This is a genomic window from Agromyces aureus (assembly GCF_001660485.1).
Classification (GTDB): domain Bacteria; phylum Actinomycetota; class Actinomycetes; order Actinomycetales; family Microbacteriaceae; genus Agromyces; species Agromyces aureus.
Genome location: NZ_CP013979.1, coordinates 631332 through 653304 on the forward strand (window position 1 = coordinate 631332; position 21973 = coordinate 653304).

The 21973-nt window shown below is 72.4% G+C and carries 19 protein-coding genes; 8 read left to right on the top strand and 11 right to left on the bottom strand.

The window, feature by feature from the left end; translation table 11 throughout:
• Positions 1-32 precede the first annotated feature (32 nt).
• From ATC03_RS02685 to ATC03_RS02705, 5 genes are all read left to right on the top strand, one after another.
• Positions 33-671 carry a TetR/AcrR family transcriptional regulator C-terminal domain-containing protein gene (locus ATC03_RS02685; RefSeq protein WP_067881196.1) on the top strand — a complete coding sequence of 213 codons (639 nt, stop codon included), beginning with the start codon at positions 33-35 and terminating at the stop codon, positions 669-671.
• A gap of 79 nt (positions 672-750) precedes the next feature.
• On the top strand, positions 751-2262 hold the full coding sequence (locus ATC03_RS02690) for a basic amino acid/polyamine antiporter (RefSeq protein ID WP_084003231.1): 1512 nt from the start codon (positions 751-753) through the stop codon (positions 2260-2262).
• 163 nt (positions 2263-2425) lie between these two features.
• Positions 2426-2872 carry an FAS1-like dehydratase domain-containing protein gene (locus tag ATC03_RS02695; RefSeq protein ID WP_084003232.1) on the top strand — a complete coding sequence of 149 codons (447 nt, stop codon included), beginning with the start codon at positions 2426-2428 and terminating at the stop codon, positions 2870-2872.
• Complete coding sequence (locus ATC03_RS02700; protein ID WP_067872814.1) at positions 2872-3324, top strand: MaoC family dehydratase; 453 nt, start codon at positions 2872-2874, stop codon at positions 3322-3324. Before ATC03_RS02695 ends, ATC03_RS02700 begins: the two co-directional genes overlap by 1 nt.
• Before the next feature lie 13 nt (positions 3325-3337).
• Complete coding sequence (locus ATC03_RS02705; RefSeq protein ID WP_067881201.1) at positions 3338-4597, top strand: UDP-N-acetylmuramate dehydrogenase; 1260 nt, start codon at positions 3338-3340, stop codon at positions 4595-4597.
• 126 nt (positions 4598-4723) lie between these two features.
• Here the strand turns inward: ATC03_RS02705 and ATC03_RS02710 are convergent, their stop codons facing one another.
• Entirely contained in the window at positions 4724-5242 is a 519-nt protein-coding gene (locus ATC03_RS02710) for a hypothetical protein (RefSeq protein ID WP_067872817.1), read from the bottom strand.
• 8 nt (positions 5243-5250) lie between these two features.
• Positions 5251-6981, bottom strand: coding sequence for a PspC domain-containing protein (locus ATC03_RS02715; RefSeq protein WP_067872820.1), 1731 nt, complete (start codon positions 6979-6981; stop codon positions 5251-5253).
• A gap of 127 nt (positions 6982-7108) precedes the next feature.
• Here ATC03_RS02715 and ATC03_RS02720 point away from each other — a divergent pair, with 127 nt between their 5' ends.
• Together ATC03_RS02720 and ATC03_RS02725 are read left to right on the top strand one after the other, a co-directional pair.
• Positions 7109-8287: an ATP-binding protein gene (locus tag ATC03_RS02720; RefSeq protein WP_227820211.1), complete on the top strand. Its 1179-nt coding sequence runs from the start codon at positions 7109-7111 to the stop codon at positions 8285-8287.
• Positions 8280-8951 carry a LuxR C-terminal-related transcriptional regulator gene (locus ATC03_RS02725; RefSeq protein WP_067872824.1) on the top strand — a complete coding sequence of 224 codons (672 nt, stop codon included), beginning with the start codon at positions 8280-8282 and terminating at the stop codon, positions 8949-8951. The genes ATC03_RS02720 and ATC03_RS02725 overlap by 8 nt, the downstream gene beginning before the upstream one ends.
• Here ATC03_RS02725 and ATC03_RS02730 read toward each other — a convergent pair.
• The 6 genes from ATC03_RS02730 to ATC03_RS02755 form a co-directional block, all read right to left on the bottom strand.
• The gene (locus ATC03_RS02730; protein ID WP_067872826.1) at positions 8948-10582 is read right to left on the bottom strand and encodes a bifunctional phosphatase PAP2/diacylglycerol kinase family protein; all 1635 of its coding nucleotides are present in this window, start codon (positions 10580-10582) and stop codon (positions 8948-8950) included. The genes ATC03_RS02725 and ATC03_RS02730 overlap by 4 nt on opposite strands.
• Before the next feature lie 45 nt (positions 10583-10627).
• On the bottom strand, positions 10628-12331 hold the full coding sequence (locus tag ATC03_RS02735; RefSeq protein WP_067872829.1) for a long-chain-fatty-acid--CoA ligase: 1704 nt from the start codon (positions 12329-12331) through the stop codon (positions 10628-10630).
• Between the two features lie 240 nt (positions 12332-12571).
• Positions 12572-14308, bottom strand: coding sequence for an MDR family MFS transporter (locus tag ATC03_RS02740; RefSeq protein ID WP_084003234.1), 1737 nt, complete (start codon positions 14306-14308; stop codon positions 12572-12574).
• Positions 14309-14337: 29 nt separating this feature from the next.
• A complete protein-coding gene (locus tag ATC03_RS20790) occupies positions 14338-14970 on the bottom strand; it encodes a TetR/AcrR family transcriptional regulator (protein WP_067872832.1) in 633 nt (210 codons plus the stop codon).
• Positions 14971-15141: 171 nt separating this feature from the next.
• Positions 15142-15951, bottom strand: coding sequence for an ABC transporter permease (locus ATC03_RS02750; protein ID WP_067872835.1), 810 nt, complete (start codon positions 15949-15951; stop codon positions 15142-15144).
• The gene (locus tag ATC03_RS02755; protein ID WP_084003235.1) at positions 15948-16877 is read right to left on the bottom strand and encodes an ABC transporter ATP-binding protein; all 930 of its coding nucleotides are present in this window, start codon (positions 16875-16877) and stop codon (positions 15948-15950) included. The genes ATC03_RS02750 and ATC03_RS02755 overlap by 4 nt, the downstream gene beginning before the upstream one ends.
• Before the next feature lie 112 nt (positions 16878-16989).
• Here ATC03_RS02755 and ATC03_RS02760 point away from each other — a divergent pair, with 112 nt between their 5' ends.
• The gene (locus ATC03_RS02760) at positions 16990-19698 is read left to right on the top strand and encodes a phosphoenolpyruvate carboxylase (protein ID WP_067872838.1); all 2709 of its coding nucleotides are present in this window, start codon (positions 16990-16992) and stop codon (positions 19696-19698) included.
• A 12-nt stretch (positions 19699-19710) separates the two neighbouring features.
• Here the strand turns inward: ATC03_RS02760 and ATC03_RS02765 are convergent, their stop codons facing one another.
• The 3 genes from ATC03_RS02765 to ATC03_RS02775 form a co-directional block, all read right to left on the bottom strand.
• A complete protein-coding gene (locus ATC03_RS02765; RefSeq protein ID WP_067872840.1) occupies positions 19711-19938 on the bottom strand; it encodes an RNA-binding S4 domain-containing protein in 228 nt (75 codons plus the stop codon).
• A gap of 9 nt (positions 19939-19947) precedes the next feature.
• Positions 19948-21318, bottom strand: coding sequence for an RNA polymerase sigma factor (locus ATC03_RS02770; protein WP_067881204.1), 1371 nt, complete (start codon positions 21316-21318; stop codon positions 19948-19950).
• 79 nt (positions 21319-21397) lie between these two features.
• On the bottom strand, positions 21398-21892 hold the full coding sequence (locus ATC03_RS02775) for a YciI family protein (RefSeq protein WP_227820212.1): 495 nt from the start codon (positions 21890-21892) through the stop codon (positions 21398-21400).
• Positions 21893-21973 lie beyond the last annotated feature (81 nt).

Consider the following 21973-nt stretch of genomic DNA (forward strand, 5'->3'; position numbering starts at 1 on the left):
AGGGCCCGCGACATCCGATGGAGGAGGCGTACATGGCGAGGCCCAAGGTGCCCCTGCTCTCGGTCGATCGCATCGCGGATGCCGCGCTCGAACTCGTCGACTCGGGCCAGCCGTTCGGGGTCAACGCCCTCGCCCGCCGCCTCGGCGTCACCCCGTCGTCGCTCTACAACCACGTCGACGGGCGCGACGGCATCATCGAGCTCATGCGCGGCCGCTTCTCGCGCGAGGCCGCCGGAGGGGCGCAGGCCACCGGAGGCGAATGGCACGAGATCGTCGCCGACACGATGCGCGCACAGCGGCGCATGTACGCGGCGCACCCGAACCTCGTGCCGCTCATCGTCGGCAAGACGATCACCGATCCGTACGTCATCGCGAGCTACGACCACCTCGCCACGACGCTCGTCGACGCGGGGTTCCCCGAAGATGAGGTGCTCGGCGTTATCGCCCTGCTCGACGCCTTCGCGATCGGCTTCGGCCTCGACCTCGCCTCGCCGCACGACGTGTGGCAGCCAGAGGGCGAGACGCAGACGCTCGGACGCCTCATCGCCGACGCGCCGCACGGCGACGAGCGCTCCGACCGCGCCTTCGACCTCGGCCTCGACCTCCTCATCGAGTCGCTGCGCGCTCGCCTCGCCCGCCTCTCGGCCCCGCCCGCCCCGGTGGTCGAGTAGCGAAGCGTATCGAGACCCGCCTGCCCCCGACATCCGCCCCGGTGTACCGTCGGCACAGGAGACGGCGAACGGGGGAGCCATGTCGACCACGCGACCGAACGCCGCGCCGTCGCCCACGCCGCCGCCCACCGTGCACCTCGGCACGGGCAGCCTCACCGCGGTCGTCGTCGGCTCGATGGTGGGCGCGGGCGTGTTCTCGCTGCCGGGCCAGTTCGCCGCGAACACGGGCGTCGTCGGCGCCCTCATCGCGTGGACGATCGCCGGCACGGGCATGCTCATGCTCGCCTTCACGTTCCAGGCGCTCGTGAACCGCAAGCCGCACCTCGACGCGGGTGTCTACTCGTACGCGAAGACCGGGTTCGGCGACCTGCTCGGCTTCTTCTCGGCGTTCGGCTACTGGGCGAGCGCGTGCGTCGGCAACGTCACCTACTGGGTGCTCATCATGTCGACGCTCGGCGCGTGGATCCCCGCGCTCGGCGACGGCGACACCGTCATCGCGATGCTCGGGGCGACCGCGGGCCTCTGGGTCACGTTCCTGCTCGTGCGCCGGGGCGTGCGCGAGGCGGCCGCCGTGAACCGCATCGTCACGGTCGCCAAGCTCGTGCCGATCGTGGTGTTCATCGTGATCGCGCTCACGGTGCTCGACCCCGAGATGTTCGCGGCGAACCTGTTCGGCGGCGTCGACGCCGGCCCGCTCTTCGACCAGGTCCGTGGCACGATGCTCGTCACGGTCTTCGCGTTCCTCGGCGTCGAGGGCGCGAGCGTCTACTCGCGGCACGCGAGACGGAGAGCGGATGTCGGCAGGGCCACCGTGCTGGGCTTCCTCTCGGTGCTCGCGGTCTTCGCGTCCGTCACGATCGTGTCGTACGGCGTGCTGCCCGCCGACGAGATCGCCGCCCTCCGCGAACCGTCGATGGCGGGTGTGCTCGAGGCCGCGGTCGGCGAGTGGGGCGCCGTGCTCGTGAGCATCGCCCTCATCGTCGCGGTTCTGGGCGCCTACCTCGCCTGGACGCTGATGGCCGCCGAGGTCGTCTTCACCGCGGCCCGCGACGGCGACTTCCCGCGCGTCTTCGCGACCATGAGCTCGCGCGACGTGCCCACGGTCGCCCTGCTCGGCTCGACGATCTTCGCCCAACTCGTGCTCGTCGTGGCCTTCTTCTCGGAGGACGTCTTCGGCTTCGCCCTCGACCTCACCAGCGCCCTCGCGCTCGTGCCGCTCCTGTTCGCGGCCGGCTATCTCCTGAAGATCGCGATCCGCCGCGACGGCTACGGGCCGGACGCCGCGGGCTCGCCGGGTGTCGGGGCATCGGGATCGACGGATGCCGCGGCGCGCCGCTCGCGCACCCGTGAACTCGTGATCGGGGCCCTCGCCACCGGCTACGTGATCTTCCTCCTGCTCGGGGCCGGACTCGAGCTGCTGCTCATCTCCCTCATCGTGCAGGCGCCCGCAACCCTGCTCTACTTTTTGGCCCGCCGCGAGAACGGGCGTCTGCTCATCGCCTCGCGCTGGGACGTCGTCGTGCTCGCCGTCGCCTTCACGGGGGCCGTCGTCGCGGTCGTCGGCCTCTCGGCGGGCTGGCTCGGCATCTGACGCGGGCGCCGCCTCCCTGCTCCGCACCCGATCCAGATGACAGAACCTGCCGCCTCGGGTGGGTCCGATACGACAGGTTGTGGCAGCTCGGCGGCCCCTTGCAACGCGAAGCAGGCGCAGGGACGCCCGGCCGCGGCATCCGCTCGCCGAATAGACTGGGCGGGTGCCAGTGAACCCCGAGCTGCAGGGGCGGGTCTTCCCGCCGGCCGAGCCGTACCTCGTCGGTCGCGAGAAGGTGCGCGAGTTCGCGCGCGCCGTGTTCGCGACGCATCCGATCAACCTCGACCCCGCTGCGGCGCAGGCCGCGGGCTACGCCGACGTCGTCGCGCCGCCCACGTTCGCGGTGGTCGTGCAGGAGCACACGCTCGCGCAGCTGCTCTCCGAGCCCGACGCGGGCATCGACTTCACGCGCGTCGTGCACGGCGACCAGCGCTTCACGTCGACCCGGCCGATCGTCGCGGGCGACCTGCTCACCGCGACGCTCACGGTGTCGAGCGTGAAGACGCTCGGCCCGCACTCGATGGTGACGGCCGAGACGAATGTGACCGATTCGGCGGGCGAGCACGTCGTGACCGCGATCTCGACCCTCGTGGTTCGAGGTGAGGAGTGATGGCCGCCGTGCAGCAGACCCCGGTGCAGCAGACCCCCGTGTTCGAGGAGCTCGCCGTCGGCGACGTCGTGGCCGAGCAGGAGTTCGCCCTCACCCGCGACTCGCTCGTGCGCTACGCCGGGGCCTCGGGCGACTTCAACCCGATCCACTACCGCGACGACGTCGCCGCCACGGTCGGCCTGCCCGGCGTGCTCGCGCACGGCATGCTCACCATGGGCTTCGCGGTGCAGCCCGTCGTCGACTGGGCCGGCGACCCCGGCCGCGTGCTCGACTACCAGGTGCGCTTCACGCGGCCGGTGGTCGTCGACCCGTCGTTCGGCGCGACCGTGACCGTGACGGCCAAGGTCGGCCAGCTCGACGCGGAGGCCCGCGCGGCGCGCATCGACCTCACCGTGTCGTTCGGCGGCGCGACCGTGCTCGGCAAGGCGCAGGTCCGCGTCGTCCTCGGCTGACGTGGCATCCGACGTGGCCCCTCTCGACGCGACCGCTCCCGACGCGACCTCCGCCGACCCGACCGAACCGACGTTCGCCGACCTCACCACCCTGCGCGTCGGCGGGCCGATCCGTCGCCTCGTGACGGTGACGACGCAGCGCGACCTCGTCGACGCCGCCGATGCCGCGTGGACCGACGGCGAACCGTGGATGGCGCTCGGCGGCGGCTCGAACCTCCTCGTCGGCGACGAGGGATTCGACGGCACGGTCATCCGCATCGTGACGAAGGGCATCGAGGTGCTTCCGGATGCCGCGGGCGGGCCACCCGCCGATGACGGGTCCGCGCCGGCGACCGTCCGCATCCGCGTGCAGGCCGGCGAGGTCTGGGACGACCTCGTCGCGTGGACCGTCGCGCGCGGATTCTCGGGCATCGAGGCGCTCTCGGGCATCCCCGGATCCGTCGGCGCCGCCCCCGTGCAGAACATCGGCGCGTACGGCCAGGAGCTCGAGTCGACGCTCGTCGCGATCGAGTTCCTCGACGAGGGCGCCTCGATGCCGCGCCGCATGACGGCCGACGAGCTCGACCTCGGCTATCGCACGTCGGTGCTGAAGCAGGGGCTCGCGGGCATCGTGGTGTCGGTCGAGTTCGCGTTGCACGACACGGCCGTCGAGCTCGCCGTGCTGGGTGAGGCGCTCGGCCAGCCCATCGCGTACGCGCAGCTCGCGGGCGCCCTGCACGTCGACCTCGGCGACCGGGTGCCGATCGCCCGGGTGCGCGACACCGTGCTCGCCCTGCGCGCCTCGAAGGGCATGGTGCTCGACCTCGACGACCAGGACTCGGTCAGCGCCGGCTCGTTCTTCACGAACCCGATCGTCGGCGTGCACGTCGCCCGTGCGCTGCCGGGCGATGCGCCGCGCTGGTACGTCGAACCCGAGCCGGCAGACGAGGTCGTGCCGCTCGACGATCCGTTCGAGGAGTCGCCGCTCGACCAGTTCCTCGCGCACCAGGCCTTGCTCGAGACCTCCGCTCAGGTGCCGGATGCCGCGGCCGCCGAACCGCGCGTGAAGCTGTCGGCTGCGTGGCTGATCGAGCACGCCGGCATCGGCCGCGGGTTCTCACTGCCGGGGTCGCGTGCCGCGATCTCGTCGAAGCACACGCTCGCGCTCACGAACCGCGGGGGAGCGTCGGCCGAGGAGGTCGCGCAGCTCGCGCGCTTCGTGCAGAACCGCGTGCAGTCCGAGTTCGGCATCCTGCTGCACCCCGAGCCGGTGGTCGTGGGCCTGGAGCTCTAAGGCGCCCACCGCGCCGCCCCAGACACGCTGCCGGACGCACGCGAGGGGTCGCGTTCTGCGGGAATGCACGCGGCATTCGAGCAGGACGCGACCCCTCGCGGTGGTGGCCGGTCGTGTCGCTTCGGGTCAGGCCCGGCGCGCGCCGTGGTGCACGGGCGGGCGCACGGTCGCGGCGGGCGAGGCGGCCGGACCGCGGCGGACGCGCTCGCCGCGGCGGATGAGGCCCACGACGCCGAAGAGCGCGACGACCACGCCGACGGCGACCAGGGCGTAGAGCCACGCGGCGAGCGGGTTCAGGCTGGAGAGCCACGCGTCGGCCGCGACGCGGCGGGCGGGTTCGACGAGGATCCAGAGTGTCAGCGCGGCCGCGCCGCCGAAGATCAGCGCCCACACTAGCGCGCCCCATCGCACGGTCGGCTTCGGCGCGGGCTCGTTCGCCGCCGTGACGGATGCCGCGGCGTACACGGAGCCGACCTCCTCGACGGATGCCGCCGGGTCGGCCGGTGGCGTGAACATGGGCGGCTCGGTCGCAGCCGCCGAGGGCAGCGGCGTCGTGGCGAAGGCCTCGGTCGCGGGTTGGTCTCGATTCGCTTCGCTCCTCGACCGGCGTTCGTCGTCAGCGGGGCGTGAGGTGTTCTCGGTCATGTTCTCGCTCATTCCATGATCTGGATGTGGAGGGTGCCGGTGCGCTGCGTGAGGTCGAGTCGGGCGTCGATGCGCTCGTCGGCCCCGATGGCGCCGACCCCGTTCTCGCCGCCGACCACGAGGGCCGCACGGTCGAGGCCGCCGATCTGCGGACTGCTGACGACCCCTTCGTCGTCGAAGACCGTGATGTCGATCGGGCCGGCCTCAGAGGCGTCGAGGAGCACGATCGCGCCGCCCTCGACGAGGAGCCAGCTGTCGCCGACGCCCTGGGTGAGCTGCACCACCGGTGCCGTGCCTCCGGAGAGGGGCACCGCGTTCAGGTACGCATCGCCGATGGGCTGCACGAGGCGCTGGGAGCTCATCAGGTCGATGCTCGTGCTCGGTCCGATCAGCCGGCCCTGCGACGAGAAGCTCGCCCCGCCGAGTCCGACGAGCATCGCCAGCACGGCCGTGAGGGTGAGGAACGCGAGTGCCCCGCTGCGGCGCCGGCGGAGGGCCGCGACGACCATGCCGAGCGAGAGCACGAGGGTGCCTGCCGCGAGGGCGACGGGCACCGCGTAGGCGGCGACGTCGGGCTCGCCGAGCGCCCAGAGGGCCACGATCGCGCCGCCGACGAGGCTGATGCCGAGCATCGTGAACACGAACGCGGCGCTCGCCCTGGGGCGGCTCGCCCGTCGGGAGGCCCGGGCCGCATCGGCCTGTGCGGCCAGCGCCCTGGCCTTCTCGCGGTTCTCGGCGGCGGCCTGGGCGCGGGCGGCCCGGGCCGCCTGGTCCTGACCGGTCTTCCACTCGGTGTGCGCGACGCGCCACGCCTCGTGCTGCATGCGCCACTCGGCGATCGCGTCGGCGTCGGCGCCCATCGCGGGCACGGGCGGCTCGGTCGTCGGGGCAGCAGCGGGCGAAGTCGCGGACGCGGCATCCGTCACCTGAGCGGATGCCGCATCCGCACCCGCCGAACGGGTGTCGCCGTCCGTCGGGGGAACCGGGGCCGCGTACGTCGAGGCGGGCTGGTCTCGAGACGCTTCGCTCCTCGACCGACGGTCTTCGCCGGCCGGGGGGTTCTGCGTGCTCTCGGTGCTCTGGGAGGCCCGCTTCGCGAGCCAGATGACGAGGGCGACGATGCCGCCGACGACGAGCAGGGTCCAGATGATGCGCAGCGGCACCATGAGGTTGAAGCCGAAGATCGGGTCGGCGAGGGAGGGCCACTCGTCCCACCACTGCCAGCCGAGCCATCCGCCCTGCACGAGCGGGATGAACCCGAGCACGCCCATGACGGCGATGCCGACGATCGCCGGGTCGACGATGCCGCGCGTGAGCTGCTCGAGGTGGATGCGCCCGTCGGTGTCGGGCAGCAGCAGCCACGCGATCGCGTAGAGCAGCACGAACGGGGCGCCGAGCACGGCGACCACGACGACGATGCCGCGCACGATGATCGGGTCGATACCGAGGCGCGCGCCGAGGCCGGCGCACACGCCGCCCAGCCATCCGGCGCGGCGCGGCAGCCCGAGGCGTCGGAGCCAGGCGTAGAAGCCCGGGCCGGTCGCGTCGGGCGGCGTCGTCGAGCCAGGCCCGCCCGCGGCATCCGCTCGCTCGCCGGCGCCGGAACCCGTGCCGGCACCCGGTACGCCTGATGAAGCCGAACCGACCGCCCCGTCGACCGGCGGTCCGGCCTGCGCGGAGTCCCCCTGCGCGCCTTCCGGCACTGGGTCGGTCGGCGGGGCGGTCTGATTCGTCTCCATGCCTCAAGGCTGGCAGCGGCGCCGATCCGCCCGCTATGGGGTGAGTCCCTGATTCGACCCTGACCGTGGGGTCCGGGCCCCGATCGACGCCTCGAGGTCTGCTTGGATGGCAGACATGGAGCCCCGGATGTCGCGCCCGCGCGCCTGCGTCGCCACGGGCGTCGCGGCGGGGCTGGCCGCGCATCTCGGCTGGCCGGTGCTCGTCGTGCGCGCGGCGTTCGTGGTCACGAGCCTCACCGCGGGGGCGGGCCTGCTGCTCTACGTCTGGCTCTGGGCGCTGACGCCGTGGGAGCCGGGGGAGCGGCGACCGACGCGGCGCGCGCCCGTCGCGTGGCTGCTGGTGTCCGCCTCCGCGGCGTCGCTCGCTGCGGCGTGGCTGGGCAGCGGCGGCCTCGCGGTCGACGTCGAGGTCGACGACGGTTCGGCGCTGCGGTGGTGGCTCGGCGCGGTCTTCGCGGGCATCGGGCTCGCCGTGGCATCCGCGGCCTGGGCGAGCTTCATCGACCGACCGGAGCCGGAGCGCGGGCCGAGGCACGAGCTCACGATCAGGCTCGTCGCCACCGGCCTGCTGTCGGTCACGGCCCTCGCGCTCGTGTTCGGCGAGAGTGCGAACCGGCACCCGGTGCCGACGTTCGCGGCCGCGCTCGCCGCGGTGCTCGGCATCGGCCTCGTCTACGCGCCGACGCTCGTGACCGCGTGGCGCGAGCTCACCGAGGAGCGCACGAAGCGCATCCGCGAGGAGCAGCGCAGCGAGATCGCCGCGCACCTGCACGACTCGGTGCTGCAGACGCTCGCGCTCATCCAGAATCGGGCCGGCGCGTCGACCGAGGTCGCACGCATCGCGAGGGCGCAGGAGCGGGAGCTGCGCGACTGGCTCTTCGACGGCGAGGCGCCGGCCGACAGCGACCTCGGGACCGACCTGCGCGACTTCGCTGCGGCTCTCGAGATCGACTATCCCGTGACGATCGACGTCGTCGCGGTGGGCTCGTCGAGCGAGCGTGCGAGCGGCGAGGTCGCCGCCGCGGCCCGCGAGGCCATGCTGAACGCGGCACGGCACGCGGGCGGCGAGGTCTCGGTCTACGTCGAGGCGTCTCCCGACTCGGTGGAGGTGTTCGTGCGCGACCGCGGCGCCGGCTTCGACCTCGCCGAGGTGCCGAGCGACCGCCTCGGCGTGCGCCAGTCGATCATCGGGCGCATGCGCCGGGCCGGTGGCTCGGGCGAGGTGCGGGTCGGCGCGGGCGGCGGCACCGAGGTGCGGCTGCGGTTCCCCGCCGAACGCTCCGGATCGGAGAACGCCCGTGGCTGAGACCTCCGTTCGCGTCGTCATCGTCGACGACCACTCGATCTTCCGCTCGGGGCTGAAGGCCGACCTCGACGCGTCGATCGAGGTCGTGGGCGAGGCGTACGACGTGGAGTCCGCCGTGCTCGCGGTGACGGGTGCCGCGCCCGACGTGGTGCTCCTCGACGTGCACCTGCCCGGGGTCGGCGTGCCGGCGGGCACGAGCGGCGGGGCCGAGGTCATGCGCCGGGCCGCGGCATCCGTTCCGGGCACGAGGTTCCTGGCGCTGAGCGTCTCGGACAAGGCCGAAGACGTGGTGGGCGTGATCCGCGCCGGCGCCCGCGGGTACATCACGAAGGGGTCGTCGGGGGCCGACGTCAGCCGCGCCGTGCTCGCCGTCGCGAGCGGCGACGCCGTCTTCTCACCGAAGCTCGCCGGATTCGTGCTCGACGCCTTCGGAGCCGCCGTCGGCGAGACCGCGGCCGCGAGCGACGAGCTCGACCGTCTCTCGGCACGCGAGCAGGAGGTCATGCGGCTCATCGCCCGCGGCTACGCCTACAAGGAGGTCGCGGCCGCCCTGTTCATCTCGACGAAGACCGTCGAATCGCACGTCTCGGCCGTGCTGCGCAAGCTGCAGCTCTCGAGCCGGCATGAACTCACGGCCTGGGCGAACGCGCGGCGCCTGCTCTAGTCGCGCGGGCCGCCCGCGGCATCCGCTCGCCCGCGCCCCTGCTCGCGTCCGGCGCAGGCCGGCCGGTAGACGTCGAGCGCCGCGGGCACGAGGCGCACGGTCGTGTGGGAGCCGCGCGCCGAGTCGCCTCCCGACGCCGCGGAGGGCGCCGCGATCGACACCTCGCCGTCGTGCGCGAATCCCGGCGGCTGGCCCTTCCGAGGGCGCACGAGCACGTCGATGGACTCGGTCGTGAACGACTCGAGCCGTTCCGGCAGCAGCTGCAGGCGGCGGAGGACCGCCGTCGTGCGCCGGCCGAACGCGAGCGAGCCGACGGCCCGCGCCCGGTCTCCGGCGTGCAGCACGCGCACGTCGAGCGTGCCGTCGTCGAGGCTTCGGCGCTGCATGGGCGCCGCGATGCCGGGTTCGTTGCGCCCGACGCCGACGTAGAGCGTCCAGACGCGGGCCCGGCGCCCTTCGATGACGATGGTCACGGGAGCCGAGTGCCGCAGCACCTTCGCCGCGGCCACGACCGCGGCGGGCCACTTGCCCCACCGGCCTTCGAGCCGCTCGCGTGCGGACACGAAATCCGGGTAGATGCCGACCGAGGCGGTGTTCATCACCGTGATCGGGTCGCCGCCGGCGAAGCTGAGCTCGGCGACGTCCACGCGCACGCCCTCGCCCCGCTGCAGTGCGTCGACGGCGAGGTCGACGGATGCCGCGCCGGCCGTGCGTGCGAAGTGGTTGAACGTGCCGCCCGGCACGACGAGGAGCGGCACGCCGGCCGTCCTGGCCTCGTGCGCCACGGAGGCGACCGACCCGTCGCCGCCGCAGACGCCGACGATGGTCGGCGGCTCGTCGCGGGCGAGTGCGGCCCGCACGATCGCCCCAGGCTCCTCGCCGTCCTCGAGGAGGTGCAGCTCGGCGAGCGGCAACCGCCGTTCGAGCACGCGCATCGGGTCGGCGCGCACGACGCTCGTTCCCGACGAACGGTTCACGACCACGAAGAGGCCGGCGCCGTCGGGCGAGGCGGGCAGGCTGCGGTCGGCGCCGGGCGGGGCGGCATCGTCGTGTTCGGCGGGCGGGCCGGGGCGCACGAGGAGCCCGCCGAGTGCAGCGACCCCGGCGCCGAGCGCGAGCCCTCCGAGCACGTCCGACGCCCAGTGGGCGCCCGTGTGGAGGCGCGAATAGGCCACGCCGAGGGCGGCTGGGGCGAGGGCGATGCCGAGGCGCGGCGACTCGAGCGCGACGCCGGCCGCGAACGCCGCCGCGCTCGCCGAGTGGCCCGACGGGAACGACGGCGTGACGAGCGGCTTCCGAAGGTGCCGACCGATCGGCACGTCGTCGAGCAGCGGCCGGTCGCCGCCGAACACCTGCTTGCCGACCAGGTTGGCCAGTGCGCTCGCGGCGAGCAGCGAACCGAGCCCGCGTGCGGCCGCCCGGGGGCGACCGGTCACGGCGAGCACTCCGCCGATCGTCCACCAGAGCACGCCGCGATCGGCGAACCCCGAGACGCCGGCCCAGAACCGGTCGGCGACGGGATGACTGGGGCCGGCGTTCACGGCACGCGCGGCCGCGGCATCCGCTCGCCGAAGCCATGCGGGCAGGATTCTCGTGCGCTGGACGGCGACTCGTGCGTTCTGGGTGATCACGCCCGTCATCGTATGCGGCACGCCGGGCCGGAACTGGGGGTTGCGTCAGCCCTTCGAGACCCGCTCGAGCAGGCCGTCGCGCACCTCGCGCCGCAGCACCTTGCCGATGAGCGAGCGCGGAAGCTCGTCGAACACCTCGATATGCTTGGGCACCTTGTAGGGCGTGAGGCTCGTGCGGCAGAAGTCGCGCAGTGCCGACGCGTCGAACGCTGCGCCCTCGCGGAGCTCCACCCCGGCGGCGACCGTCTCGCCGCCGTCGGCCCGCGGCAGGCCGACGACCGCGGCGCCGCGCACGTCGGGGTGCGCGAGCAGGGCCGCCTCGACCTCCGACGGCGACACGTTGAACCCGCCCGTGATGATGAGCTCCTTGCGGCGGTCGATGATCGTGACGAAGCCGTCGTCGGAGACGTGCACGATATCGCCCGTGCGCAGCCACCCGCCGGGCAGCAGCGCCTCGGCGGTCTCGGCCGGCCTGCGCCAGTAGCCCTCGAACACCTGGGGCCCCCGCACGAGGAGCTCGCCGGCCTCGCCGATCGGGCGGTCGATCTCGGGGTCGTCGGGGTCGACGACCCGGATCTCGGTGCTCGGGAACGGCACGCCGACGGTGCCTGGGCGGCGGGTCGGACCCATCGGGTTGCCGAGCGTGATCGGCGAGCTCTCGGTCATGCCGTAGCCCTCGACGAGCAGGCCTCCGGTGGCGCTCTCCCAGCGGTCGACGGTCGCGGTCGGCAGGCTCATCGCCCCCGAGATCGCGAAGCGGATGCGTTCGAGGGCGCGCGGGTGACGCGCGGCCGAGCGCACGAGCTGGTCGTAGATCGGCGGCACCGCGGGCAGGAACGTGGGCGGCGAGTGCTTCGCCGCGTCGAGCACCATCTTCGCGTCGAACTTCGGGAACAGCACGAGCCGGGCGCCGATGCTCATGGCCGTCGTGAGGCACAGCGTCAGGCCGTACGCGTGGAAGAGCGGCAGCACGCCGTAGAACGTCTCGCCCCCGAGATCGAGGCCCGGCACCCAGGCCCGGCTCTGCATCGCGTTCGCGCGCAGGTTGCGGTGGCTGAGCACGGCGGCCTTCGGCCGACCCGTGGTGCCGCTCGTGTACTGCAGCACCGCGGTGTCGTCGAGCGAGGGTCGCGGATGCCGCTTCGCCACTGCCCGGCGCGACGTGAGCCGCTCCCACTCCACGAGTCCGCGCGCCTTCGGCTTCGTCGTGAGGGCACGCCGCGATCGACGAGCCGCTGGCACGGGCAGTCGCAGCGCCATCCGCTTGCCGAAGGGGAGGGCTCTCGTGAGGTCGACCGCGACGATGTGCTCGGGGCGGATGTCGCTCGGGAACTCGGCCACCGTGTCGGCGACGCTGTTCCAGACGACGGCGACCTTCGCGCCGTGGTCCTCGAACTGGTGCCGCAGCTCGGGCGGCGTGTAGAGCGGGTTGTGCTCGACGACGATGGCACCGAGCCGCAGCACCGCGTAGAAGGCGACGACGTGCTGCGGGCAGTTCGGCAGCACCAGGGCCACCCGGTCGCCCGCCCGCACCCCGAGGCGGCGCAGGCCCTCGGCGGCCGAGGCGATCTGCTCGCCGAGCTCGTGGTAGCTCGTCTCGGCACCGAAGAACTCGAGGGCCGTGCGGCGCCGGTACCGGCTGACGGCGTCGTCGATCATGTCGACGAGCGTCTGGCTCGGCTCCTCGATCTCGGGCGGCACGCCTTCGGCGTAGTGGGCGAGCCATGGCCGGTGCTCAAACGGGTTCATTCGTGCCTCTCACGGCCACCCGGTGCACGTCGTGCGGGCGATGCCCGCGAGATCCGGCGTGAGCGGATGCCGCGTTCAAGCGTAGGCGCATCCGCATGCCGCGTGCCGAATCCATCGCTTGGGCCCGCACGCGCAGGAGATCGGGCACCATCCCCGCTCCACGCGGATGAAGGTGCCCGATCTCCTGCAGACCGAACGGGGAGGACCGGGCGCGCCCGTGTCGAGGCGCGCCCGGAGTCGTCAGCCCCGCGAGGGCGTGCCGCCGGCCGCGCCGTTGGCCGAGCCGCCCTGCGAGGGCGTGCTGCCCGTCGCCGTCGAGACGGGATCGCCGTCGTCGGCCGGGCCGGTGACGACGGTGCCGCCGTCGTGCATGGCCAGCTCTGCGGCATCCGCTGCCGCTGCCTGCTCGCCCGTGATCGCCTCGCCGCGCGCGACCATGCCGGCCTCGTCGGAGAGCGGGATCTGCTTCAGGAAGAGCGCGAGCACGAACGCCGCGAGGATGAACGGGATCAGGTACCAGAACACCGGCGCGAGCGAGTCGGCGTAGGCCGTCACGATGGCGTCGCGCACGGGGCCGGGCAGCTCCGACAGGCGCTGCGGGTCGAGCGTCGACATGGCGTCGCCCGCCTGCGAGGCGTTCGCGCCGGCATCCGTGAAGATCTTCGTCAGGTTCTCCGACAGGCGCGTCGTGAAGAGCGCACCGAAGATCGCGACGCCGAGCGAGGCGCCGACCTCGCGGAAGTAGTTGTTCGTGCTGGTCGCGGTGCCCACCTGGGTGGCGGGAACGGCGTTCTGCACCACGAGCACGACGACCTGCATGATGAGGCCGAGCCCCGCGCCGAACACGAACAGGTACACGCAGATCAGCCAGATGGGGGTGTCGGCCGAGAGCGAGGTCATGGCGAGCATGGCCAGCGCGGTCACGAGTGTTCCGGCGATCGGGTAGGCGCGGTAGCGGCCAGACCTCGAGATCGCGATGCCCGACCAGATCGAGGTGCCCATCATGCCCGCCATCATCGGCAGCATCAGCAGGCCGGATGCCGTCGCCGAGGCGCCGGAGGACATCTGCAGGAACGTCGGAACGAACGCGATGGCCGAGAACATGCCGATGCCGAGCGTGAAGCCGATCGCCGTGGCGTTGATGAAGACCGGGTTCTTGAACAGCGACAGCGGGATGATCGGGTCCTCGGCCCGCGCCTCGACCACGACGAACGCCGTCGCGGCGGCGAGGAGGCCGACGCCCCACGCCCACGTCTCGACGGCGTCCCAGCCGTGTGCGGCGTTGCCGCCGAAGTCGGTGAAGAAGATGAGGCAGACGGTGGCCGCCGAGAGCAGCATGACGCCCAGCACGTCGACCTTCTTCTCGGCCTTCTTGCTCGGCAGGGTCAGCGTGAACCAGGCGATCGCGAACGCCGCGATGCCGATCGGGATGTTGATGTAGAACGCCCACTGCCACGTCATGTGGTCGACGAAGTAGCCGCCGAGCAGGGGGCCGGCCACGGCAGAGAGGCCGAAGATGGCGCCGAGCGGGCCCATGTACTTGCCGCGCTCGGAGGCGGGCACGATGTCGGCGATGATCGCCTGCGACAGGATCATGAGCCCGCCGCCGCCGAGGCCCTGCATCGCGCGGAACGCGACGAAGGCCCAGAACGTCGGGGCGAACGCGGCGCCGACGGAGGCCACGGTGAACAGCGCGATCGCGATGAGGAACAGGTTGCGCCGCCCGAGCACGTCGCCGAACTTGCCGTAGATCGGCATCACGATGGTCGTCGCGAGCAGATAGGCGGTGGTGATCCACGCCTGGTGCTCGACGCCGCCGAGCTCGCCGACGATCGTCGGCATCGCGGTCGAGACGATGGTCTGGTCGAGGCTCGAGAGCAGCATGCCGGCGATGAGGGCCGAGAAGATGATCCAGATGCGTCGCTGGGTCAGCACGAGCGGTCCGCTCGTCGCCTTGGGTGGTGCCGTGGTGGTCATTGCGGGTGCCTTCGGTGGTTCGGGGTGATTCAGGGGCGAGGGGCGGATGCCGGTGCGCAGGCCGCACGGGTCTCGGCCACGGAGTTGCGGAGCATCGTGGCGAAGTCGACGGGCGAGGTGTCGGCGTCGGCGAAGTACTGGTGGCCGACGCGGCCGACGAGCGCGCCGATCACGGCGGCCGCGGTTCGCGCGAGCGGGTCGCCCGGCTCGAGGTGCTCGCGCGCCTCGATGGCGGCGACGACGCGCTGTTCGAGCTGCTGGCCGGCACCGATCATGCGGGGGAGCAGTTGCGGCTCGCGGTCGATGATCGCGTGCGGGTCGATCGCGTCGAACTCGTCGTCCCAGGCGGAAACGGTCGCGATCGCGAGCTCGGCCAGCGCATCGAGCAGGGTCGGCGCGTCGTCGTCACCGCGCGTGAAGGCGGCCAGGGCCGCTTCGTCGATGCCGTCGGCGTCGTGGCCGATGACCGCGTCCTCCTTGGTCGGGAAGTAGTTGAAGAAGGTGCGGCGCGAGACGCCGACGTCGGTGCAGAGCTCGTCGACCGTGAAGCCCGAGAGCCCGCGTTCGATCGTGAGCTGGCGTGCTCGATGGCAGAGCGCGAGCCGGGTGCGGCGCATGCGCTGCTCGCGCAGCCCCGGCGTTGAACTTGCACTCTCGGTCATGAAGTGCAATTCTGCACTATTCCGCGAAGAGTGCAAAATCTAGCGAGGCTCGGAATTGACGGCCCAGCAGAAATTCAGGAGATCCGGCCTCACGCCCGCCCTGAGGGGCGCATGTGCCCAGATCTCCTGAATATCGCGATCTGACGAGGGCTCCTCACCGGGGCCGGTCGCTCACGCGTCGCGACGGATCCACCGGAAGGTCAGCCGGCTCAGCACGAGTCCGACGACGAGCCAGACGAGCAGCGCGATCGCGACCCCCGGCAGGTTCCACGACTCGTTCTGCTCGAGCGCCTCCCAGCCGTCGGGCAGGAACACCGACCGCATCCCCTGTGCGATCCACTTGAGCGGGAAGATGCTCGCGATGTTCTGCAGCCAGTCGGGCAGCATGTTCCACTGCAGGTAGACCCCCGAGATGAACTGGAGGATCAGGCCGATCGGGATGACGACCGCCGCCGCGCTCTTGCCGGAGCGGGGCAGTGCCGACAACGCGATGCCGATCAGCGCGCAGGTCGTGAGGCCGAGCACGAACACCCAGGCGAACGTCAGCCATTTCTCTGGCTCGGTCGGCAGCGCGATGCCGAGCACGAGCCACCCGGCGAGGATCAGCAGCGACGCCTGCAGGGTTCCGGTGACGAACACCTGGCCGATCTTGCCGAGGAAGTACGCGACGGGCGAGAGCGGCGTGCCTCCGAGGCGCTTCAGGGTGCCGTTCGACTTCTCGAGCGCGATGTCGATCGCGAGGTTCTGCACGCCCGACAGGAAGATGCCCGACGCGAGCATCGCGGGCAGGTACAGGGCCGCGACGGAGATCTCGGCACCGGGAGGGCCGGCGTCGCCCGATGCGCTGAACGCGGCCGAGAAGATCGCGAGCATCACGAACGGGAACAGGAAGGTGAAGAAGAGCGTGTCGGGCGCCCGGAAGTACATCTTCGTCTCGACGCCGATGCGCGAGGTGCCCTGGGTCGCGAGGTTGGTGCTCATGCGGCGGCCTCCTGCGAGCCGGCCGCGCCGGCGATGTCGTCGGCCCCGACGGTCGTGCCGTCGACCGCGGTGACCGAGCGGACGAGTTCGAGGTAGACGTCCTCGAGCGTGGGCCTGATGATCTCGAGTCCGTCGGGCTCGCGTCCGAGGCCGGCGACGACGGATGCCACGAGCAGGCCGGGTTCGTCGGTGCGCACCTCGTGACGCTCGCCCGCGGCATCCGTCCAGCGAACGAGGGGCACTCGCGCCTCTGCGCCGCCGATCTCGGTGATGCCGCCGACGTCGAGCAGGCGACCGGCGGCGATGACGCCCGCACGGTCGGCGAGCTGCGCGGCCTCGTCGAGGTAGTGCGTGGTGAGCAGGATCGTCGTGCCCTCGGCCTTCAGCGAGCGGATGAGCTCCCAGAACTGCTGGCGCGCCTCGGGGTCGAAGCCCGTGGTGGGCTCGTCGAGGAAGAGCAGCTCGGGTCGGCCCACGATGCCGAGCGCGACGTCGACCCGACGTTGCTGCCCGCCCGAGAGCTTCGCGACGCGGGTGTTCGCCTTGGCCTCGAGCCCGACGGCCGCGATCACGTCGTCGACCTCGCGCGGGTTCGGGTAGAGGCCGGCGAAGTGCCGCAGCACCTCGCGCACGGTGAGCAGGCCCGTGTCGCCGCCTGTCTGCAGCACGATGCCGAGCCGGGACTTCCAGTCGCGACCGCCGTGCGCCGGGTCGACGCCGAGCACGCTGACCTCGCCGGCGGTGCGCGAGCGGTAGCCCTCGAGGATCTCGACGGTCGTCGACTTGCCGGCGCCGTTCGGGCCGAGCAGGGCGAAGGTCTCTCCGCGGTAGATGTCGAGATCGAGGCCGTCGACCGCGGCGAACCCGCCGTAGACCTTTCGGAGGCCGCGGATGCGGACCACGGCGTCGCTGGGTGAGGAGTGCATGGGTCGAGCCTGACGGTTGGCGGCGCCGATTGACACCCCCTTCCGATTGATTCGCGGAAACAGCGTGTTACAGGATTTCGGACGTGCCCGTCGTGCGCAGTAGTTTCGAGGAATGCCCAGCACCACGGAATCCGCCCACGACCGCGACCGCGAACTCGTCGTCAGCGACATCGACGCGAGGTTCCGCGCCGATGTGAGCCTGCTCGGCGGACTGCTCGGCACGATCCTCGTCGAGGCGGGCGGGCAGGAGCTGTTCGACGACGTCGAGCGACTGCGCCACGCGACGATCGACGCGCACGAGACGCGCGACGGTGCGGCGCTCGCCGAGGCCGAGGCCATCGCGGCGTCGTTCGATCCGGCTCGCGCCGAGCAGGTCGCACGGGCGTTCACCGTGTACTTCCACCTCGTGAACCTCGCCGAGGAGCACCAGCGGGTGCGCATCCTCCGCACGCGCGCCGAGTCCCGCGAACGCATCTCGTTGTCGGGCGACGCGGTCGCCTCCGATGCGCCGTCGCTCGAGAACGTCGACGGCTCGCTGTCGGCCACCATCCGCCTGCTGGTCGACGAGGTGGGGGTCGACGAGGCGCGCGCCAGGGTCGAGCGGCTGCGGTTCCACCCGGTGCTCACGGCGCATCCGACCGAGGCCCGCCGTCGCGCGATCGCCTCGGCGATCCGGCGCATCGGCGCGCTCATCGACGAGCGCGACGACCTCGAGCGCGGCGACCGCACGATCGCCGAGATCGACCGTCGCCTCCTCGAGGAGATCGACATCCTGTGGCGCACCGCGCCGCTGCGCACGACCCGCCCGACGCCCCTCGACGAAGTGCGCAGCGCCATGGGCGTGTTCGACCAGACCCTCTTCGAGGTCGTGCCGCAGGTGTACCGCAGCATCGACGATCGACTGCAGCCGGATGTCGCGGGGCGGGCCGCGCCCGTCGCCCCGGCGTTCCTGCGGCTCGGCAGCTGGATCGGCGGCGACCGCGACGGCAACCCGTTCGTGACCGCCGAGACCACGCGCGAGGCCGCGCACATCGCCGCGGAGCACGTGCTGCTCGGCCTCGAGCGCGCCGCGAAGCGCATCGGCCGCACGCTCACGCTCGACGCGAAGGAGACCCCGGCGTCGGCCGAGCTCACGTCGCTGCTCGCCGCGCAGCAGGAGCTCGCGCCCGAGGTGACCGCGACCATCGGCACCCGGGCGCCCCACGAGCCGCACCGCCGGGTGCTGCTCGTGGTGGCCGAGCGCATCGCGGCGACCCGTCGCGGCGACGCCGGCCTCGCGTACTCCGCTCCCGAGCAGCTGCTCGCCGACCTGCGCGTGCTGCAGGAGTCGCTGCGCTCGGGCGGTGCGCTCCGCAGTGCGAACGGCGAGCTGCAGCACCTGATCTGGCAGGCCGAGACCTTCGGGTTCCACCTCGCCGAGCTCGAGGTGCGTCAGCACTCGAAGGTGCACCGGCAGTCGCTCGCCGAGATCCGCGCGGGCGGTGAGCGCGGCGAGACCACCGAGGAGGTGCTCTCGGTGTTCCGGGTCATCGCCGACCTGCAGCGCCGCTACGGCGTTCGCACGGTGCGCCGCTACATCGTGTCGTTCACGCAGAGCCCAGAAGACCTCGCGAACGTCTACGAGCTCGCGGCCGCAGCACTCGGCGACGAGGCGGCGGAGGTCGCGATCGACGTCGTGCCGCTGTTCGAGACGTTCGCCGACCTCGAGGCGAGCGTCGAGATCCTCGACGCCATGCTCGAGCTCCCGCAGGTGCAGGCCAGGCTCGCGGCGACCGGGCGCAAGGTCGAGGTCATGCTCGGCTACTCCGACTCGTCGAAGGACGTCGGTCCCGTCTCGGCGACGCTCGCGCTGCACGGCGCCCAGGCCCGCATCGCGGCGTGGGCCGACCGCAACGACATCGAGCTGACGCTCTTCCATGGCCGCGGCGGCGCGCTCGGCCGCGGCGGCGGGCCCGCGAACGAGGCCGTGCTCGCGCAGCCTGCGGGCTCGGTCGACGGCCGGCTGAAGATCACCGAGCAGGGCGAGGTCATCTTCGCCCAGTACGGCGATCCGGCGATCGCCAAGCGCCACCTCGAGCAGATGGCCTCGGCGGCGCTGCTGGCCGGCAGCCGGTCGAACGAGGCGCGCAACCGGGCGGCCGACGAGCGCTTCGGCGACCTCGCCACGACGCTCGACGCGGCATCCCGAACCCGGTTCCACTCGCTCGTGAAGGCCGACGGCTTCGCGCCGTGGTTCGCCGACGTCACGCCCATGGAGGAGGTCGGGCACCTCGCGCTCGGCTCGCGCCCCGCGCGCCGCGGCCTGTCGGTCGAGTCGCTCGACGACCTGCGCGCGATTCCGTGGGTGTTCTCGTGGAGCCAGGCCCGCATCAACCTCGCCGCCTGGTTCGGCCTCGGCACCGCGCTCGAGGCCGTGGGTGACGAGGCCCTGCTGCGCGAGGCGTACGCCGAGTGGCCGCTGTTCACGGCCATGATCGACAACTTCTCGATGTCGCTCGCGAAGACCGACGAGCGCATCGCCGCCCGCTACCTCGCGCTCGGCGACCGCGACGACCTCGCCGAGCTCGTGCTCGACGAGATGCGGCTCACGAAGCAGTGGCTCGGCCGTGTCACCCAGAGCGACGAGCTGCTGGTCGCGCGCCCGGTGCTCGCCAAGGCCGTGCGCCTGCGCAGCCCCTACGTCGACGCGCTCTCGCTGCTGCAGCTGCGCGCGCTCACGGCGATCCGGGCCGGCGAGGCCGACCTGCCGAGCGACGACCACCACGAGCTGCTGCTGCTCACCGTCAACGGCGTCGCCGCGGGCGTGCAGAACACGGGCTGAGTCCGGGGCGGGTCACGGGCGCACGCGGACGCGGCGCCCCTCGAAGCCGACGACGTCGCCGGCGTGCAGCTGTCGCCCGCGGCGCAGCTCGACCTCGCCGTTCACGGTCACGTCGCCGTCGGCGATCGCCTCCTTGACGTCGCCGCCGGTGTCGAGCAAGCCCGCGAACTTCAGGAACTGCCCGAGGCGGATCATCTCGCCGCCGATCGGGACGTCTTCGACCGGAGCGTCGTGTGTCATCCCCGAAGGCTAGTCGACCCCGCGCGCGAGCTCGGCGAGCCGCCGCTCGAGGAAGCGCCGCTCGGGCTCGGTCGGCGCGAGCTCGATCGCCTGACGGTAGCGGTCGGCCGCGACATCCGCTCGCCCGAGCCGGCGCAGCAGGTCGGCCTGCGCCGCGGGCAGCAGGTGGTAGCGATCGAGGGTTCCGGACGCCGCGAGCAGGTCGAGTGCGTCGAGCCCCGCCCGCGGGTGTCCGGCCAGGCCCACCGCCACGGCGCGATTCAGTTCGATCACGGGCGACGGCGTGAGCGCGAGCAGGTCGTCGTAGCACCGCACGATCGCCGCCCAGTCGGTGTCGTCGGGGTGCGCGGCCCGCGCGTGCTCGCGCTGGATCTCGGCCTGCAGGCGGTACGGGCCGGCCGCCGCACCGGTCCGCTCTGCATCAGGCCGACCGGCTCGACCGGTTACGGGTAACCGGTCGAGCTGGTCGAGCCGGTCGAGCACCGCGAGCCCCTCGGCGATCTCGGCCGCGTTCCACGTCGTTCGGTCCTGCGCGTCGAGCGGCACGAGCTCGCCCTCGGCGTCGACGCGCGCGGCCGAGCGCGCGTGCTGCAGCAGCAGGAGTGCGAGCAGTCCGGCGGCTTCGGGCTCGTCGGGCATGAGACGGGCGACGAGCCGCGCGAGCCGGATCGCCTCCTCCTGCAGGTCGAGCCGAAGCAGCCGGTCGCCGGAACTCGCGAGGTAGCCCTCGTTGTGCACGAGCATGAGCACCGCGAGCACGCCCGAGAGCCGGCGCCGCAGCTCATCGCCCTCGGGCACGCGGTACGGGATGCCCGCGTTGCGGATCTTGCGCTTCGCCCGCACGAGGCGCTGCGCCATGGTCGCCTCGGGCACGAGGAACGCCCGCGCGATCTCGGGCGTCTCGAGTCCGCCGACCGTGCGCAGCGTCAGGGCGACCCGCGCCTCGATCGGCAGGGCGGGGTGCGCGCACGTGAAGATCAGCCGTAGCCGGTCGTCGATCTCGGCCGTCGCAGAGCCAGAGGCCGAGATCGACGCCGCGGCGAGGTCGGCCGGATCGGTCGGAGCGCCGGGCCGCAGCAGCTCGTCCATCACCATCCACTCCTTGACCTTGTCGATCTCGACGCCGCGGCGCCGCAGCACGTCGAGCGCGCGGTTGCGCGCGACGGTCGTGAGCCAGGCGCCCGGGTTGTCGGGCACGCCCTCGACGGGCCAGCGCTCGGCCGCGCGCACGAACGCGTCGGCCGCGGCATCCTCGGCGAGGTCCCAGTCGCGGGTCGCGCGGATCAGCGTCGCGACGATGCGCGTCCACTCCTCGCGGTAGATGCGGTCGACGGCGTCGCGGGCAGTGTCGCGAGCGAGATCGGGCGCGTCGCCGCGCACGGCCGGTGCCGGGGCCGACGGGGGCCCGCCACCGGCATCCGTCGCTGAAGATTCGGGCTGCGCCCGCGTCATCCGTGGCTCATTCGTCTTCCTCGCCGTTCCAGAACGGCCGCAGCTCGATGCGCCCGCCCCTGGCCATCGGATGCCGCGACGCGACCTCGATGGCCTCGTCGAGGTCGCGGCACTCGAGGATGTCGTATCCGGCGATCCATTCCTTCGACTCGGTGAACGGCCCGTCGGTCACGATCGTCTCGCCGTCGCGGACGCGCACGAGCGTGGCGTCGCGCACGTGCTGCAGGCGCTGGCCCTCGATGCGCGTGCCGCGGGCGTCGTTCTCGTCGACCCACTGGTCGATGCCGATGCCCTCGTCGCCGGAGCGGTCGGGCTCGGTGTCGGTGGCCACGAACATGACGTATCGCATCTTGATCTCCTCGTGTCGGTGTTCAACGTATGCCCAGGCGACGAACGGCGACAGGGCGAATCGACAGGTCGACGAGAGATCCGTCGGTCGACGTTCGACCCCGCGTGCTAACGTGTCGCCGATCGTGATCCGAACGCAGGAGGTGAGCACCATGAACGCAGTGTCCGAAACGGGTGCTCCCCTGCAGTCCACGATCGTGCGACCGAGGTAGTCGTCGCCGGGAGCCCTCCACGC

Coding starts and splice junctions, on each gene's coding strand:
- ATC03_RS02685 (WP_067881196.1), top strand. CDS start 33: ATGGCGAGGCCCAAGGTGCCCCTGCTCTCGGTCGATCGCATCGCGGAT.
- ATC03_RS02690 (WP_084003231.1), top strand. CDS start 751: ATGTCGACCACGCGACCGAACGCCGCGCCGTCGCCCACGCCGCCGCCC.
- ATC03_RS02700 (WP_067872814.1), top strand. CDS start 2,872: ATGGCCGCCGTGCAGCAGACCCCGGTGCAGCAGACCCCCGTGTTCGAG.
- ATC03_RS02710 (WP_067872817.1), bottom strand. CDS start 5,242: ATGACCGAGAACACCTCACGCCCCGCTGACGACGAACGCCGGTCGAGG.
- ATC03_RS02715 (WP_067872820.1), bottom strand. CDS start 6,981: ATGGAGACGAATCAGACCGCCCCGCCGACCGACCCAGTGCCGGAAGGC.
- ATC03_RS02720 (WP_227820211.1), top strand. CDS start 7,109: ATGTCGCGCCCGCGCGCCTGCGTCGCCACGGGCGTCGCGGCGGGGCTG.
- ATC03_RS02735 (WP_067872829.1), bottom strand. CDS start 12,331: ATGAACCCGTTTGAGCACCGGCCATGGCTCGCCCACTACGCCGAAGGC.
- ATC03_RS02740 (WP_084003234.1), bottom strand. CDS start 14,308: ATGACCACCACGGCACCACCCAAGGCGACGAGCGGACCGCTCGTGCTG.
- ATC03_RS20790 (WP_067872832.1), bottom strand. CDS start 14,970: ATGACCGAGAGTGCAAGTTCAACGCCGGGGCTGCGCGAGCAGCGCATG.
- ATC03_RS02750 (WP_067872835.1), bottom strand. CDS start 15,951: ATGAGCACCAACCTCGCGACCCAGGGCACCTCGCGCATCGGCGTCGAG.
- ATC03_RS02755 (WP_084003235.1), bottom strand. CDS start 16,877: ATGCACTCCTCACCCAGCGACGCCGTGGTCCGCATCCGCGGCCTCCGA.
- ATC03_RS02760 (WP_067872838.1), top strand. CDS start 16,990: ATGCCCAGCACCACGGAATCCGCCCACGACCGCGACCGCGAACTCGTC.
- ATC03_RS02765 (WP_067872840.1), bottom strand. CDS start 19,938: ATGACACACGACGCTCCGGTCGAAGACGTCCCGATCGGCGGCGAGATG.
- ATC03_RS02775 (WP_227820212.1), bottom strand. CDS start 21,892: ATGGTGCTCACCTCCTGCGTTCGGATCACGATCGGCGACACGTTAGCA.